The following is a 15,330-nucleotide window of genomic DNA, read 5'->3' as shown; positions in this document are numbered from 1 at the left end:
TGGTCAGGCCCCTGCCTTGCTGAGGACGGCGGGCGCTTCGGTCTCCTCGTGGAACTCGAGCTGCCGGCGCCGGTTGGGGATGAGGCCCTCCGGACGGAAGCGCATCAGCAGTACGAGCGCGACGCCGAAGGCGAAGAGCTGGTAGTCGCCCAGGAACTGGAGCTTGGCCGGGATCAGGTACAGCAGCGCGGCGCCGACCAGCGGACCGGCGATGGTGCCCATGCCGCCGAGGACCACCGCGGCCAGCAGGAAGGCCGAGTTGGGCGGTACGACGTGGGCGAACTGGTACTGCTCCGGGGTGACGGTGTAGGTGACGTGGGCCTGGACGGAGCCGGCGAGGCCGGCCAGGCAGGCGCCGAGGGCGAAGGCGATGAGCTTGACGCGGAAGCCGTTGATGCCCATGGCGAGCGCGGCGGTCTCGTCCTCGCGGATGGCGATCCAGGCGCGGCCGATGCGGGAGTCGCTGCTGCGCCGGAAGACCACGACCACGATGAGCGTGACGATCAGCATCAGCAGGAAGTAGTTCGCGAACCGGCCCACGGTGGCGCCGAGAAGCTGGTGCTCCTGGCCGAAGTCGAAGCCGAGGATGTCCAGGTTCGGGATCGAGGAGATGCCGTTGGAGCCGTTGGTGACGTCCGGGCCGGAGGTGCCGTCCATGTTGAGGACGGTGATGCGGAAGATCTCACCGAAGCCGAGGGTCACGATCGCGAGGTAGTCGCCGCGCAGTCGCAGGGTCGGGGCGCCGATGAGGACGCCGAAGACCATGGCGACGGCCGCGCCGAGCAGCGCCGAGGCCCAGAACGGCCACTGCACGTGCAGCGGCGAGGACGGGGAGCCGGAGACCAGGGCCGCGGTGTAGGCGCCGACACCGAGGAAGGCGACGTAACCGAGGTCGAGGAGGCCGGCGAGGCCGACGACGATGTTCAGGCCGAGTGCGACGGTGGCGAAGATCAGGATGTAGACGCCGATCGTCGCGTACTGGTCGTTGGACTGGGTGAGCGGGAAGGCGGCCGCGGCGACGAACGCGCCGGCCATCGTGATGTTGCGGTGGCGTGCGGTGATCGCCGAGACCCGGGCCACGAGCCCGGCCTTGGCGAGTGCGGCGAAGCCGAAGCCCGCGGTGAGGAGGAAGCCGATGAACAGCTGGTCGTACTCGGTGCCGATGCCGTACGTGAAGACGATCAGGCCTACGGCCATCGCCGCCACGATGACGAGGATCTCGGCGAAGGCGGGCAGTTTGCGTCCCGGCGCCGGTGCCTCGGAGGCGAAGGCCGCCTTGACGGTGTTCCAGTTCTGCCGGCTCTGGTGGCGGAACTTCTCCCAGCCGGTGTCGTCCGGGTCGGTGAGTTCGGGCTGCGGACGCTCGAACGGCAGGGCGAGCGCGCCGGCCAGGGCGGCCAGGGTGGCGACGGCGACCACGAATCCGCCGGGCTCCAGGTTCACCACGCCGCCCAGCTTGGCGCTGATGGCGATGACGGTGTACCAGGCGGTGGCGAAGGTGCCGAGCGCGGCGGTCTTCAGGGCGCTGTCGGCGCTGCCGGGGGTGAGCCACCCGAGGCCTTTGACGCCGTAGGAGGCGAGGCCGAAGAGCGTGGTGAGGATGCCGCCGATCAGGACGAGGACCTGAAGGCCGCCGGGGTAGCCGTAGACCGTCAGGTCACCGGGGAAGTCCGCGGTCCAGGTCCAGGCGAGGAAGGTGGAGACGATCGTCAGGGCGCCGCCACCGGTGGCGAGGGCCCGTCCGAGCGGCGCGGGCAGGCCGATCAGGCCGGTCCGGGCGGCCTCGGGCGTGCTCGGGGTCTCTGCTGCGGTGGTCTGTGTGGTCATCTGTGTCACGCCCTGTCCGCCACGCGCTCACCGAGCAGGCCCTGTGGCCTGAACAGCAGCACGAGGATGAGGAGTACGAACGCCCAGACGTCTGCCCAGGACTGGCTGCCGAACTTGTCCATGCCGGGGATGTCCGCGATGTAGGCGGTGGACAGTGCCTCGGCGACACCGAGGACGAGACCGCCGAGCATGGCGCCGTAGATGTTGCCGATGCCGCCGAGGACGGCCGCGGTGAACGCCTTCAGGCCGAGGATGAAGCCCATGCGGAAGTCGATCTGACCGTACTTCAGGCCGTAGGCCACCGATCCGACGGCGGCGAAGGTGGCGCCGAGGGCGAACGCGATCACGATGATGCGGTCGGTGTTGACGCCCATCAGCTTGGCGGTGTCCGGGTCCTGGGCGGTGGCCTGCATGCCGCGCCCGGTGCGGGTGCGCATCACGAAGTAGGCGAGGACCGCCATGCTGAGGGGGGCCGCGGCGACCAGGAAGACGTCACCGGTCTGGATCGTGACGTTGCCGATCTCGAAGGGGCCGCCCGGGATGCTCGGGAAGGTGCGGGCGGACTTGGCGCCCGGGTACCAGGCCCACACCGCCTGCTGCAGGGCCAGGGAGAGGCCGATGGCGGTGATGAGGGGCGCGAGGCGGGGGGCGGTGCGCAGGGGACGGTAGGCGAACCGTTCCGCTCCGACGGCGACGGTGACGGCCACCAGGATGGCGCCGATGAGCATCAGCGGCAGGGCCACCCACATCGAGGTGCCGTCGGGAAGTACGTACGCGTAGACCGTGAGCGCGCCGAACGCACCGGTCATGAATATCTCGCCGTGGGCGAAGTTGATGAGCTGGACAATGCCGTAGACCATTGTGTAGCCGATGGCGACCAGCCCGTACATGGATCCTAGTAGCAGGCCGTTGACCAGCTGCTGCGGCAGTTCGTTCACCGCATGTCCTCCGAGACGTTCGGAAAGTTCGACGGATGTGACCGGATGCGAGTCCGCGCGGGGCGCCAGTGGAACAGCGCCCCGCGCGGCTCGGTTGGTGCGGGGGGTGGGTCAGCTGCCGTTGTAGGTGCCGGACTCCACGGCCTTCCAGGCCGTGCCCGTCACGGAGTAGACGGTGAGCTGCTTGTTGGTCGCGTCACCGTACTCGTCGAAGGAGACCTTGCCGGTCACACCGTCGAAGGAGACGTTCTGCATGGCGGCGGTGACCTTCTCGCGGGCGTCGTCCGGCAGCTTGCCGCCGTTGTCGTCGACGACCTTCTTGACGGCCTCGATGATCGACCAGGCGGAGTCGTAGGAGTAACCGCCGTACGCCGCGTACGCCTCCTTGTAGCCCGCCTCCTTGTAGTTGGCGACGAACTCCTTGGCGGAGGGCAGCGTCTCGACCGGCGCGCCGACCGAGGTGGCGAGGTCACCGGCGCCCGAGGCGCCGGCCAGCTTGATGAAGTCGTCGGCGTAGATGCCGTCGCCGCCGACCAGCGGGATCTTGGCGCCGGCGGCCTTGATCTGCTTGCTCAGGGGGCCGGCCTGCGGGTACTCGCCGCCGTAGTAGACCACCTGGGCACCGGAGTTCTTCACCTTGGTGGCGACCGCGGAGAAGTCCTTGGTGTCGGGGTTGATGTGCTCGGTGCCGACGATCTTGCCGCCGAGCTTCTTGAACTCGTCGGAGAAGGTCGCGGCGAGGCCGGCGCCGTAGGTCTTCTTGTCGTCGATGATGAAGGCCTTGGTCTTCTTGGCCTTGTTGAAGACGTACTGGGCGGCGAACGGGCCCTGGATGGCGTCCGTGGTCGCGGTACGGAAGTACGACTTGTACGCCCGCGTCTTCGACTTCTGCCAGTTGTCGCCCTGGGTCAGCGCCGGGTTGGTGTTGGCCGGCGAGACCTCGACCAGCTTGGCGTCGTCGAAGACCTTCTGCATCGACTGCGCGACGGAGGAGTTGAGCGGGCCGACGACGCCGAGGACGTCGTCGTTGCCGACGAACTTGGTGGCGTTCGCCTGGCCCGAGGAGGGCTGCGCCTGGTCGTCGAGGGCCTCGATCTTGAAGGTGACGCCCTTGACGTAGTTCTTCTTGTTGGCCTGCTTGGCCGCGAGGTCCACCGAGTTCCTGATGCCCAGGCCGAGCGCGGACAGGTCGCCGGTCAGCGGAGCGTCGACGCCGATGACGACAGTGGTGCCGCCGTTGTCGGAGTCCGAGCCCTTGTCGCCGCTGTCGCGCGAGCCGCAGGCCGTGAGGGTGAGTGCTCCCGCTGCCAGCGCGGCGGTGATGGCGATGAGCGAACGTTGACGCACGATCAGTCCTTTCCCCTGGACGACCGCCTCCCCATGGAAACGGTCGAGTCGCGCGCCTGTCCGAAGAGCGTCGGGCCGTTGTGAGAATCCGGCGGCGCGGTGACTGGCCGTGACTCTAAGCGGGTGTGGGGAACGTGGAGGAGAGGTAGACCCAGGCTGTGACGCTCTTGTTATGACACGAGGTAATGCAGAGCGGTACGCCGTGGGGGGAACGGCGGAATTCCAGCCGTTTCGCCCTGTCCGCATAGTGAGAATCCGCAGGACCCACCACGATCCGTTCAGGCGTCTCGAGGGTTTTGGTGATTACGCACCTCTGTTGCTGCAGGCGACTTTCAGGGCCTGGGAGAGGTGCTGTGCGTAGCGTGAGCCGAGGATGAAACTGTGATTCTGTATTGCGCGGGTATTACGCAGAGTTACATCCAGGAAAGGGAGTCCGGCGTCCATAGGAACTTTTCCGCATTCCGTCACGTGCATGGTTATCGTGATCTTGCGGGCCGAACCTGCCTTTGTCCGGAAGGGCGCCGGAGGATCCGTCGTCAGCGACAGCCCCGCGTACGGCTGGGACACTCCGGTCACGGCGACCGGCGGTCCCGACTCCACGCTCAGCAGCACGGCGAAGCTGAAGCTGCGCGGCGGGGCGTCCGCCGGCGTGGTCCGGCCCTCGAGGTAGGACACCTCCACCACCTGTGCGGGGTACGGGACTTGTGTCGGCTGGGGAGTGGCGTGCCGCGGCGGCTGGTGCGGCCGGGTGGCACAGGCGTAGCCGCCGGCCGCGACAAGGCCGGCCAGTGCGGCGAGGGTGAGGGTGATCCGCCGGTGGCGGGCGTACCGTCCGGCCGCCGCGGCGCGCCTCGCGCCGACCGGACGAGCCGTCTGCGCGTCGCGGTCGTCCCGGGCGTGGGTGCCTTCGCCGGGTTCCAGGGGGCCGATGCCGCTCATTGCCAAGGGCCTCCGCTCGGCGCGCCGTGACGGTAGCGCTCGGTACACGCCCTGCGGGCCTGACGGTCGATCAACTTCTCTGCGGCACGGCCCCCTTGGCGTCGCTTCACGGCCCGCGCCGCGGCCACGACGTCCCTGAGGATCTCGTATTGCCCATTGGACAGGCCCATCGACTGGTAATCGCCGTACGCGCCGCTGTCGAGCGCCTCGCGCGACCAGTGGGCGACGAGCGCGGTGCACAGATCCGCGTCGGAGGCCGGCGGTGCGGAGGCCGAGCGAGGGAAGGCCGGCGGGGTGGGGGCCGACGTCCCGGAGGCGGAGGCGGGGGCGGGTGAGGGCGTGGCGCGCGGGGAGCCGCCGTGCCGGTCACAGGCTGTCGCGCACAGCAGGGCCGGGAGCGCCAGCCCGAGCACCAGGAACCTCACCCCCGGCCGGGGGCCTCCTCGCCGTCCCATGTGCCGAAGCTAAGGGGAGGAGCGGCGAGGGGCAACGGCCCGGCGGGCACCGCTCGGGCGCCGTTCGGCTGCCGTGGCGTGCCGTCGCCCTGCCGTCGCCCCACGGGCCGGCCCGAGCCGCTCAGCCGCCCGCGGGGCGAGCGTGCGCCTCGTCGCCCGGCCGCACGTCCCGCAGCAGGCAGGTCAGCCGGGCGGTGCACACCCGGCGGCCCTCCTCGTCGCTGATCACGATCTCGTACGTCGCCGTCGACCGGCCCCGGTGCACGGGCGAGGCCACGCCGGTCACCAGGCCCGAGCGGACCCCGCGGTGGTGGGTGCAGTTCAGGTCCACGCCGACCGCGATCTTCGAGCTGCCGCCGTGCAGCATGGAGCCGACCGAGCCGAGGGTCTCCGCCAGCACCGCGGACGCGCCGCCGTGCAGCAGGCCGTACGGCTGGGTGTTGCCCTCCACCGGCATGGTGCCCACGACCTTCTCCGGTGAGGCCTCGAGGATCTGCACGCCCATCCGCGTGCCGAGGTGGCCGGCCGAGAACAGGGCGGGCAGGTCGACGCCGAGCGCCGCGTACTCGTCGATGATCTCCTGCGGGAACTTCACTCGCTGCTGCTCGCCCATCGGCCCGGCTCCGTTCGTCGTACGCCTGTCTTCTCGGCTGAGCAAACGCTCAGTCGGTCGCCGATTGTTCCAGACGGCTCTCCGCCCGGTTCGGGGCCTGGCCCTCCACGCGGTCCTCCGTGCGGTTCTCCGGGTGGTTCTCGAGGCGTACGACGACGGACTTGCTGGCCGGGGTGTTGCTGGTGTCGGCGGTGGCGTCCAGCGGGACGAGGACGTTCGTCTCGGGGTAGTACGCCGCCGCGCAGCCCCGGGCCGTCGGATACAGCACCACCCGGAAACCGGGCGCGCGCCGCTCCGTCCCGTCCTTCCACTCGCTCACCAGGTCCACGTACGACCCCTCGGCGACCCCGAGCCCGCGCGCGTCCTCGGGGTTGACCAGCACCACCCGGCGCCCGCCCGTGATGCCCCGGTACCGGTCGTCGAGCCCGTAGATCGTGGTGTTGTACTGGTCGTGCGAGCGCAGCGTCTGCAGCAGCAGCCGGCCCTCGGGCAGGTCGGGGAACTCCACCGGTGCCGACGTGAAGTTCGCCTTGCCTGTGCTGGTCGGGAAGCGGCGCTCGTCGCGCGGGGCGTGCGGCAGCGCGAAGCCGCCGGGCCGGGCCACGCGCGCGTTGAAGTCCTCGAAACCGGGGATCACGCGTGCGATGCGGTCACGGATCGTCGCGTAGTCCTTCTCGAACTCCTCCCACGGCACGACGCTGTTCCCGCCGAGCACCCGGCGCGCCAGGCCGCAGACGATGGCCGGCTCGGACTTCAGCCGGCGGCTCGCCGGAGCGAGCCGCCCACGCGAGGCGTGCACCATGCCCATCGAGTCCTCGACCGTCACGAACTGCTCGCCGCTGCTCTGCAGATCGCGTTCCGTGCGCCCCAGCGTGGGCAGGATCAGCGCACGCGCGCCCGTGACGACGTGGGAGCGGTTGAGCTTGGTCGACACGTGCACGGTCAGCCGCGCGCGCCGCATCGCCGCCTCCGTCACCGCGGTGTCGGGGGAGGCGGAGACGAAGTTGCCGCCCATCGCGAAGAACACCTTCGCCTCGCCGTCGCGCAGCGCGCGGATGGCCCGCACGACGTCGAAGCCGTGCTCGCGCGGTGGCGCGAACCCGAACTCCTCCTGCAGCGCGTCCAGGAAGGCCGGCGCGGGCCGCTCGAAGATGCCCATCGTGCGGTCGCCCTGCACGTTGGAATGGCCGCGCACCGGGCAGACGCCCGCGCCCGGACGGCCGATGTTGCCGCGCAGCAGAAGGAAGTTGACCACTTCGCGGATGGTCGGCACCGAGTGTTTGTGCTGGGTGAGGCCCATGGCCCAGCAGACGATGGTCCGCTCCGAGGCGAGCACCATCCGCAGGGCTTTCTCGATCTCCTCCTGGGAGAGGCCGGTCGCCGGCAGCGTCTCGTCCCAGTCGGCGGCACGCGCGGCCGTGGCGAACTCCTCGAAGCCATGGGTGTGTTCGCGCACGAAGTCCTCGTCGACCGCGCCGTCCGTCTCCAGGATCAGCCTGTTGAGGAGCCGGAAGAGCGCCTGGTCACCGCCGATGCGGATCTGCAGGAACAGGTCGGTGAGGGAGGAGCCCTTGAGGAGACCCTGCGGCGTCTGCGGGTTCTTGAAGCGCTCCAGGCCCGCCTCCGGCAGCGGGTTGACGCTGATGATCCGCGCGCCGTTCGCCTTGGCCTTCTCCAGCGCGGACAGCATGCGCGGGTGGTTCGTCCCCGGGTTCTGCCCGGCGACGATGATCAGGTCGGCCCGGTACAGGTCCTCCAGCAGGACGCTGCCCTTCCCGATGCCGATGGTCTCGGACAGCGCCGAGCCCGACGACTCGTGGCACATGTTCGAGCAGTCCGGCAGATTGTTCGTGCCCAGCTCGCGCGCGAACAACTGGTACAGGAACGCCGCCTCGTTGCTGGTACGGCCCGAGGTGTAGAAGACGGCCTCGTCGGGGGAGCCGAGGGCGGCGATCTCCTCGGCGATGATGTCGAAGGCGCGCTCCCAGCCGACCGGCTCGTAGTGCTCTCCTCCCTCGGGGAGGTACATGGGGTGCGTGAGCCGCCCCTGCTGGCCCAGCCAGTAGCCGCTCCTGGTGGCCAGGTCCGCGACGGAGTGCGCGGCGAAGAACTCGGGCGTGACCCGGCGCAGCGTGGCCTCCTCGGCCACCGCCTTCGCGCCGTTCTCGCAGAACTCCGCCGTGTGCCGGTGCTCCGGCTCGGGCCAGGCGCAGCCCGGGCAGTCGAAGCCGTCCTTCTGGTTGACCCGCAGCAGGGTCAGCGCGGTGCGCTTCACACCCATCTGCTGCTGGGCGATACGCAGCGTGTGCCCGATGGCCGGCAGTCCCGCGGCCGCGTGCTTCGGCTCCGCGACCTGCGGTGCGTCCTGGACCGGATCACCCTTGGGCGGCTTCGTCGCCATCGCACGCTCTCCTTCGACTGCGTGTGAGAAGTATGCCGACGATCCTCCCACGGGCCACCGACAGCGACGCCGCCGCCCTTCCCCGGCCGGTCTCCCTTCCCCGGCCGGTCCCCCTTCCCGGCCGCCCTGTCCGCGCGCCCCACCGCTCGGCGACCGCCGACACATCGAGTGACCGAGCGGCGACCCTCGGCGGCCCGGGGGGAGCCGCCCCGCCCGGACTGTCAGTGCGGCGTGGCAGGATCGGGGGCGTGGCAGAGACAGCATCGAAGCAGACCGACAAGACCCCCGGCGGCACCCGTCCCCGGCTGATGCTCATGGACGGGCACTCACTGGCCTACCGCGCGTTCTTCGCGCTGCCCGCGGAGAACTTCACGACCGCGACCGGGCAGCCGACGAACGCGATCTACGGCTTCGCGTCGATGCTGGCCAACACCCTGCGTGACGAGGCCCCCACGCACTTCGCGGTGGCCTTCGACGTGTCCCGCAAGACCTGGCGCTCCGAGCGGTTCACGGAGTACAAGGCGAACCGCTCCAAGACCCCGGACGAGTTCAAGGGCCAGGTCGAGCTGATCGGCGAGCTGCTCGACGCGATGCACGCGCCGCGCTTCGCCGTGGACGGCTTCGAGGCGGACGACGTCATCGCCACGCTCGCCACCCAGGCCGAGGCCGAGGGCTTCGAGGTGCTGATCGTCACCGGCGACCGCGACTCCTTCCAGCTGGTCACCGATAACACCACCGTGCTCTACCCGACGAAGGGCGTCTCGGAGCTGACCCGGTTCACCCCGGAGAAGGTCTTCGAGAAGTACGGATTGACGCCCGCGCAGTACCCGGACTTCGCCGCCCTGCGCGGCGACCCGTCCGACAACCTCCCCGGCATCCCCGGTGTCGGCGAGAAGACCGCCGCGAAGTGGATCAACCAGTTCGGCTCGTTCGCGGAGCTGGTCGACCGCGTCGAGGAGGTCAAGGGCAAGGCCGGGCAGAACCTCCGCGACCACCTGGAGTCGGTCAAGCTCAACCGCGTCCTCACCGAGCTGGAGCGCGAGGTCGAGCTGCCGAGGACGGTCACCGACCTGGAGCGGGCCCCGTACGACCGCAAGGCCGTCGCGATGATCCTGGACACCCTGGAGATCCGCAACCCGTCCCTGCGCGAGCGCCTCTACGCCGTCGACCCCGGCGGTGAGGAGGCCGAGGCCACTCCGATCGCTACCGAGGGCGTGGAACTGGACGGCACGGTCCTCGGCACCGGCGAGCTGGCCCCCTGGCTGGCCGAGCACGGCACGGACACCCTGGGCGTCGCCACCGTCGACACCTGGGCGCTGGGCGCCGGCTCGGTCGCCGAGGTGGCCCTCGCCGCGGCCGGGGGCGCGGCCGCCTGGTTCGATCCGGCCGAGCTGGACGAGGCCGACGAGAACGCGTTCACGGCCTGGCTGGCCGACGCCGCCCGCCCCAAGGTGTTCCACAACGCCAAGGGCGCCATGCGCGTCTTCGCCGAGCACGGCTGGAGCGTCGAGGGCGTGCGCATGGACACCGCGCTCGCCGCCTACCTGGTCAAGCCGGGCCGCCGCTCCTTCGACCTGGACGCCCTGTCCCTGGAGTACCTGCACCGCGAGCTGGCCCCCGCCGCCGCGGCCGACGGCCAGCTGGCCTTCGGCGCGGACGACGGCGCCGAGGCCGAGTCCCTGATGGTCCAGGCCCGTGCCGTCCTGGACCTGGGCGAGGCCTTCGAGGGCCGCCTGCAGGAGGTCGGCGCGGCCGACCTGCTCCAGGACATGGAGCTGCCCACCTCCGCCCTGCTCGCCCGCATGGAGCGCCACGGCATCGCCGCCGACCGCGCGCACCTGGAGGCGATGGAGCAGATGTTCGCGGGCGCCGTGCAGCAGGCCGTGAAGGAGGCGCACGCGGCCGCGGGCCGTGAGTTCAACCTGGGCTCGCCCAAGCAGCTCCAGGAGGTCCTCTTCGGCGAGCTGGCGCTGCCCAAGACCAAGAAGACCAAGACCGGCTACACCACCGACGCCGACGCCCTGGCCTGGCTCGCCACCCAGACCGACAACGAACTGCCGGTGATCATGCTCCGGCACCGTGAGCAGGCGAAGCTGCGCGTCACCGTCGAGGGCCTGATCAAGACCATCGCGGGCGACGGCCGGATCCACACCACCTTCAACCAGACGGTGGCCGCGACCGGCCGCCTCTCCTCCACGGACCCGAACCTGCAGAACATCCCGGTCCGCACGGACGAGGGCCGGGCGATCCGCCGCGGCTTCGTCGTCGGCGAGGGCTTCGAGTCCCTGATGACCGCGGACTACAGCCAGATCGAGCTGCGCGTGATGGCCCACCTCTCCGAGGACGAGGGCCTGATCCAGGCGTTCACCTCGGGCGAGGACCTGCACACCACCGCCGCCGCGCAGGTGTTCTCCGTCGACCCCTCGGCGGTGGACGCGGAGATGCGCCGCAAGATCAAGGCGATGTCGTACGGCCTGGCGTACGGACTGTCGGCGTTCGGCCTGTCCCAGCAGCTGAACATCGAGGCGGCGGAGGCCCGCGCCCTGATGGACGCGTACTTCGAGCGCTTCGGCGGTGTCCGGGACTACCTGCGCCGAGCGGTCGACGAGGCGCGGGCGACGGGCTACACGGCGACGCTCTTCGGGCGCCGCCGCTACCTCCCCGACCTCAACAGCGACAACCGCCAGCGCCGTGAGGCGGCCGAGCGCATGGCCCTCAACGCGCCCATTCAGGGCACGGCGGCGGACATCGTCAAGATCGCCATGCTCAGGGTGGACGAGGCGCTGCGCGAGGCCGACCTCAAGTCCCGCATGCTCCTCCAGGTCCACGACGAAATCGTCCTGGAGATCGCCCCCGGCGAGCGGGCGGCCGCGGAGCAGATCGTCCGCCGCGAGATGGCCGACGCGGTCCGGCTCCGCGCCCCCCTGGACGTCTCGGTGGGCGTGGGCCCCGACTGGGAATCAGCGGCGCACTAGGGTCTGCGGCGCTCCGGCCGAGGGGCGCCGAGCCCGTGGTCCGTGAGGGCTGAGGCCGTGGACCCGTGAAAGAGGGGCGTCGTACGCACGCAGCGTGCGGCGCCCCGAAGTCCGCCCACCGGCACGACGGCCCGACCTCCGCCCGGCAGAGTCGGCCGGGCCCCGGAGGGACCGTCACTCACGTGGCCCCCGCCAAAACGCCCCCCACCCCTCGTGGCCGCAAGACTGCGGGCATGGGTATACGCATGCTTCACCGCCGGACGCCCGAGGCAGTCACCCGGGCCTGGGCGGACACCGCCTCGGCGCAGGCCATGCCCGCCTCGCCGGTCCCGGCCCTCGCGGCCGACGCAAGCACCGCCCGCATCCCGGCCGACCTCGCCGCGACCGTACGCAGGGCCGCCACCGGCCTCCGGCGCGGACTCCTCGTCCTGACCCACCGCGCGGACCCCGCCCCTCACTGGCGACCACGGGCCGACCTGGCCCGCGGCTATCTCGCCCTCGCGCTCACCCTGCTCCCGAGATCCCGCCGCCCCCGGCAGAGGCTCACGGTCTTCGTCGCGTCCCTCACCGAGAGACCGGCCGCCCCCGGCCCGCACCGACCGGCCCACCGGGACTCCCCGCGGCCCCAGGGCCGCCCGGAAGCGGGCCCGGACGCCACACCCTGACCCCGACGGCGTACAGCAGCAGCCCCAGGACCGTCCCGGCGCCCACCCCGAAGCACAGGGTGGGCACCAGCTCCCACGGCCGCACCGACGCACCCTGGTGCTCCCGCCACCGCGTCGCCCGCTGCACCGCCCCGGTCAGCGCACAGCCGCCGATCACCAGCAGCGCCCACCACCGGTCCCGCACGGACAGCACCGGCACCCCCGCCGGCTCCCCGCCGGGCGTCCGCCGCAGCGCTCGTACCAGGACGACAGCGATCACCGCGGCACCCACCGCGGACGAGCCGTACTGCAGCCACGAGTACAGCGGCATGCCCGCCGGCCGGTCCCGCCCGATGGCCGGAATCAGCCGCGTGCCCCACCGGTCGTGATGGGTGAACGCGTCCCACACCACGTGGGTCAGCGCGCCCAGCACCGCGGAGACGTACCACCACACCACTGAAACGGCCCGCACGCGCGCGTGCGGCGTACCGCAGCGCAGCAGACCGGCCGGCCGGCCCTGCCGGGCCCGTGGCAGCAGCGCGACCAACGGCTCGCGGGCGAGCAGCCACAGCCCCGCCAGCGCCCAGGCGATGAGCACGTCCACCGTGGTGACCCCGGCGAACGAGTGGGTGAACACTCCGAATTGCATGGCGCCCGGCAGAACACTCGCCGCATAGAAGGTCAGATCGGGCGCGAAGGAGGCGGCGACGAGGACCGCCGGCCCCAGCCGGCCCCTGCCGCTCCCGTCCCGGCGGATCGCCGGCAGCACGGCCGCCGCGTGGCTGAGCGTGAACGGCAACAGGGCCCCCTCGTACGGTCGTCGGCCGCGGCACCGGAACCGGTGATCGGGCGTCCGTCCAGTATGCGGGACCGCTGTCCGAGGGCCGTACGGCGGCGATAGTTGGCCAACAGGTGAAAACCGGGCGTGCACAGTGCCCACGCAAAGCAAGTTGTCGTAGGGTCACCTGCGTCGCCGTGCCGGGCGCACGGTCGAACGCACGTCGCACACATGGAAAGGCGGAACAGGGGCAACCACAGCACCGGGTCGACCGTCACACCAGAGCGAGGCAGACAGACGGAGACGGACGCAGCGGCGTCCAGGGGAGGGTTTCACTCTATGGCGGCGCATTTCGGCAGGCGGCTGCGCAAGGGAGCGGCGACCACCGCGGTGGCCGCGGCAGCGGTCGCGGCGCTCTCCGCGTCCCAGGCTCCCGGAGCGACCGGAGCGACCGGTGAGGACCACGGGAGACAGTCGACGGCCGGCGCCTCCACGCCCGTACCCGACACGGCCGCCGGCGGCGACGCCACCGGCAACTCGCCCTACTACACGGACCTGCCGCCGCTGAACAGCCCCAACCCCAGCCCCTCGTCGGAGGTCGGCACCCCCGTCTCCCGCGGCGGGACCGAGGCCGGCATCCCCGCGACGGTCCTCGACGCCTACAAGAAGGCCGAGGCCGAACTGCGCGCCTCCAAGCCCGGCTGCAACCTGCCCTGGCAGCTGCTCGCCGCGATCGGCAAGGTCGAGTCGGGCCAGGCCCGCGGCGGCCGGGTCGACGCGGGCGGCACCACGCTGGGCCGGATCCTCGGCCCGCAGCTCGACGGCAACGGCTTCGCGCTCATCCAGGACACCGACCACGGCGCGTACGACGGCAACAGCCAGTACGACCAGGCCGTCGGCCCCATGCAGTTCATCCCGTCCACGTGGGCCTGGGCGGGCCGTGACGGCAACGGCGACGGTGCCAAGGACCCGAACAACGTCTACGACGCCGCCCTCGCCGCCGGCCACTACCTGTGCCGCAACAACTGGGACATGTCCGGCGAGGCCGGACTGCACAGCGCGATCCTCAGCTACAACAACTCGCAGGACTACCTGAACCTGGTCCTGAACTGGCTGCACTACTACCGCAAGGGCACCCACTCCGTGCCCGACGGTACCGGCCAGGTGCCGCGGCACCGCAGCGACGACAGCTCCCCGCACGGCAAGCCCCGGAAGCCCTCGGACCCGCCGCGGACCAAGCCGGACCCCAAGCCGGACCCGAAGCCCCAGCACCCCGGCGGCGGCGACGAGAGCCCCCGCCCGAGCCCGCCGGCCCCGCCGAAGCCGCCCGTCCCGCCGACGCCCCCGCAGACCCCCACCGACACCGTGGACCACCTCGAGGACGCGGGTACGGCCGAACTCACCGCGATGGCCGGCGACGCCTTCGCCGACCGGATCGGCACCCGCGCCGAGACCAAGGCCGGCAAGGCCGTCGGCAAGGTCCGGATCAGGTTCACCATCACCGGGGACACCGACGCCACCTTCACCGGCGGCGAGAGCGTGGCCACCGTCGCCACGGACGCCAAGGGCGTCGCTCTCGCCCCCGCCCTCCAGGCGGGCGAGAAGACCGGCGACTTCAAGGTCACCGCGACCGTCGTCGGCCGCTCGGTCAAGGGCGCCGACTACACGGCCACCGTCACCGCGCGCGCCGCCGACACCCTGGCCCGCACCAGCGACACCCCGCTGACCTGCACCCCGGGCGGCGAGTTCGCCGAGCAGGTCCAGCTGAAGGCGACGTACAAGGGCGCCGTCGCGGACAAGGTCGCCGCCACCGCCACTCTGATCAAGCCGGCCACCGACACCACCGACGCCACCGAGAACGACAAGGGTCCCTACTTCAAGGACGCCGACGGCAAGCCGGTGCGCACCCTCTCTGACCTCCGGACGGACGACAAGGGCCTGCTGACGCTGCCGAAGCTGTACGCGGACGACGCCACCGGCACCTTCCTGCTCCAGGTCACCACCACGGGCGGCGCGACGCTCACCGTGGAGCTGAAGGTGGCGGCCGCCACCGACTCCTCGGAGAGCCCGTCCCCGAGCCCGTCCGCCTCTTCCTGAGGCCCCGCACGGCACCAGGGCGCCCTCCCCGCTCCGACGGGGAGGGCGCCCTCGTTCGTGCGTGCACCGCTGTTCTCATCTCGCCCGCCCGTTGCTACGGTGCGGGACCTGACGACCCATCAGGAATCAGTCAGGACACCGACCGTCCGCCGGGAGGCCCCGCATGCGCGCCCTGATAGCCGCCGCGACCGGTCTCGCCCTCGCGCTCGCCCTGGTCCTCACCATCAGTGCGATGGGCTCGCCGTCGGGCCGCACGTCCCCCAAACCGCTGCTGACGACGGTGCCCGCGCACCCGTAGCCGCACCCGTCCGGGAGG

At 71.3% G+C, this 15,330-nt stretch carries 12 protein-coding genes; 4 read left to right on the top strand and 8 right to left on the bottom strand.

Features of this window, described 5'->3' with window-relative positions; genetic code table 11:
* Positions 1–3: 3 nt before the first annotated feature.
* The 7 genes from ACZ5CW_RS20060 to ACZ5CW_RS20030 all read right to left on the bottom strand — a co-directional run bounded on the left by ACZ5CW_RS20060 (position 4) and on the right by ACZ5CW_RS20030 (position 8,520).
* Positions 4–1,827 carry a branched-chain amino acid ABC transporter permease gene (locus ACZ5CW_RS20060; protein WP_468603085.1) on the bottom strand — a complete coding sequence of 608 codons (1,824 nt, stop codon included), beginning with the start codon at positions 1,825–1,827 and terminating at the stop codon, positions 4–6.
* 5 nt (positions 1,828–1,832) lie between these two features.
* Complete coding sequence (locus ACZ5CW_RS20055) at positions 1,833–2,765, bottom strand: branched-chain amino acid ABC transporter permease (RefSeq protein ID WP_468603083.1); 933 nt, start codon at positions 2,763–2,765, stop codon at positions 1,833–1,835.
* A gap of 111 nt (positions 2,766–2,876) precedes the next feature.
* Positions 2,877–4,112 (bottom strand): branched-chain amino acid ABC transporter substrate-binding protein, encoded by a 1,236-nt coding sequence (locus ACZ5CW_RS20050; protein WP_468603081.1) that lies wholly within the window; start codon positions 4,110–4,112, stop codon positions 2,877–2,879.
* Positions 4,113–4,415: 303 nt separating this feature from the next.
* Positions 4,416–5,051 carry a Tat pathway signal sequence domain protein gene (locus tag ACZ5CW_RS20045; RefSeq protein WP_468603079.1) on the bottom strand — a complete coding sequence of 212 codons (636 nt, stop codon included), beginning with the start codon at positions 5,049–5,051 and terminating at the stop codon, positions 4,416–4,418.
* Positions 5,048–5,506: a tumor necrosis factor receptor family protein gene (locus tag ACZ5CW_RS20040; protein ID WP_468603077.1), complete on the bottom strand. Its 459-nt coding sequence runs from the start codon at positions 5,504–5,506 to the stop codon at positions 5,048–5,050. Before ACZ5CW_RS20040 ends, ACZ5CW_RS20045 begins: the two co-directional genes overlap by 4 nt.
* A gap of 121 nt (positions 5,507–5,627) precedes the next feature.
* On the bottom strand, positions 5,628–6,119 hold the full coding sequence (locus ACZ5CW_RS20035) for a hotdog fold thioesterase (protein WP_468603075.1): 492 nt from the start codon (positions 6,117–6,119) through the stop codon (positions 5,628–5,630).
* A gap of 49 nt (positions 6,120–6,168) precedes the next feature.
* Positions 6,169–8,520, bottom strand: coding sequence for an FdhF/YdeP family oxidoreductase (locus ACZ5CW_RS20030; protein WP_468603073.1), 2,352 nt, complete (start codon positions 8,518–8,520; stop codon positions 6,169–6,171).
* 248 nt (positions 8,521–8,768) lie between these two features.
* On the opposite strand from ACZ5CW_RS20030, the gene polA reads away from it, so the two are divergent.
* Positions 8,769–11,495 (top strand): DNA polymerase I, encoded by a 2,727-nt coding sequence (polA, locus tag ACZ5CW_RS20025; RefSeq protein ID WP_468603071.1) that lies wholly within the window; start codon positions 8,769–8,771, stop codon positions 11,493–11,495.
* A gap of 233 nt (positions 11,496–11,728) precedes the next feature.
* Entirely contained in the window at positions 11,729–12,160 is a 432-nt protein-coding gene (locus tag ACZ5CW_RS20020; RefSeq protein ID WP_468603069.1) for a hypothetical protein, read from the top strand.
* Here ACZ5CW_RS20020 and ACZ5CW_RS20015 read toward each other — a convergent pair.
* The gene (locus ACZ5CW_RS20015) at positions 12,060–12,938 is read right to left on the bottom strand and encodes a DUF4184 family protein (protein WP_468603067.1); all 879 of its coding nucleotides are present in this window, start codon (positions 12,936–12,938) and stop codon (positions 12,060–12,062) included. The two genes, ACZ5CW_RS20020 and ACZ5CW_RS20015, sit on opposite strands and share 101 nt — an antisense overlap.
* A gap of 318 nt (positions 12,939–13,256) precedes the next feature.
* Between ACZ5CW_RS20015 and ACZ5CW_RS20010 the strand changes: the two genes are divergently transcribed.
* Positions 13,257–15,014 carry a lytic transglycosylase domain-containing protein gene (locus ACZ5CW_RS20010; protein WP_468603065.1) on the top strand — a complete coding sequence of 586 codons (1,758 nt, stop codon included), beginning with the start codon at positions 13,257–13,259 and terminating at the stop codon, positions 15,012–15,014.
* A gap of 163 nt (positions 15,015–15,177) precedes the next feature.
* Positions 15,178–15,312 (top strand): SPW_0924 family protein, encoded by a 135-nt coding sequence (locus ACZ5CW_RS20005; protein WP_400134884.1) that lies wholly within the window; start codon positions 15,178–15,180, stop codon positions 15,310–15,312.
* The last annotated feature ends 18 nt before the right edge of the window (positions 15,313–15,330 follow it).

Source organism: Streptomyces sp. NPDC031379 (genome assembly GCF_055569615.1).
The sequence above is the reverse complement of the archived record's forward strand: the minus strand, read 5'-3'. Positions and strand labels throughout refer to the sequence as shown.

What these genes read in the sequence shown, in the direction of transcription:
- ACZ5CW_RS20060 (WP_468603085.1), bottom strand. Translation starts at nt 1,827, where the DNA reads ATGACCACACAGACCACCGCAGCAGAGACCCCGAGCACGCCCGAGGCC.
- ACZ5CW_RS20045 (WP_468603079.1), bottom strand. Translation starts at nt 5,051, where the DNA reads ATGAGCGGCATCGGCCCCCTGGAACCCGGCGAAGGCACCCACGCCCGG.
- ACZ5CW_RS20040 (WP_468603077.1), bottom strand. Translation starts at nt 5,506, where the DNA reads ATGGGACGGCGAGGAGGCCCCCGGCCGGGGGTGAGGTTCCTGGTGCTC.
- ACZ5CW_RS20035 (WP_468603075.1), bottom strand. Translation starts at nt 6,119, where the DNA reads ATGGGCGAGCAGCAGCGAGTGAAGTTCCCGCAGGAGATCATCGACGAG.
- ACZ5CW_RS20030 (WP_468603073.1), bottom strand. Translation starts at nt 8,520, where the DNA reads ATGGCGACGAAGCCGCCCAAGGGTGATCCGGTCCAGGACGCACCGCAG.
- ACZ5CW_RS20020 (WP_468603069.1), top strand. Translation starts at nt 11,729, where the DNA reads ATGGGTATACGCATGCTTCACCGCCGGACGCCCGAGGCAGTCACCCGG.
- ACZ5CW_RS20010 (WP_468603065.1), top strand. Translation starts at nt 13,257, where the DNA reads ATGGCGGCGCATTTCGGCAGGCGGCTGCGCAAGGGAGCGGCGACCACC.
- ACZ5CW_RS20005 (WP_400134884.1), top strand. Translation starts at nt 15,178, where the DNA reads ATGCGCGCCCTGATAGCCGCCGCGACCGGTCTCGCCCTCGCGCTCGCC.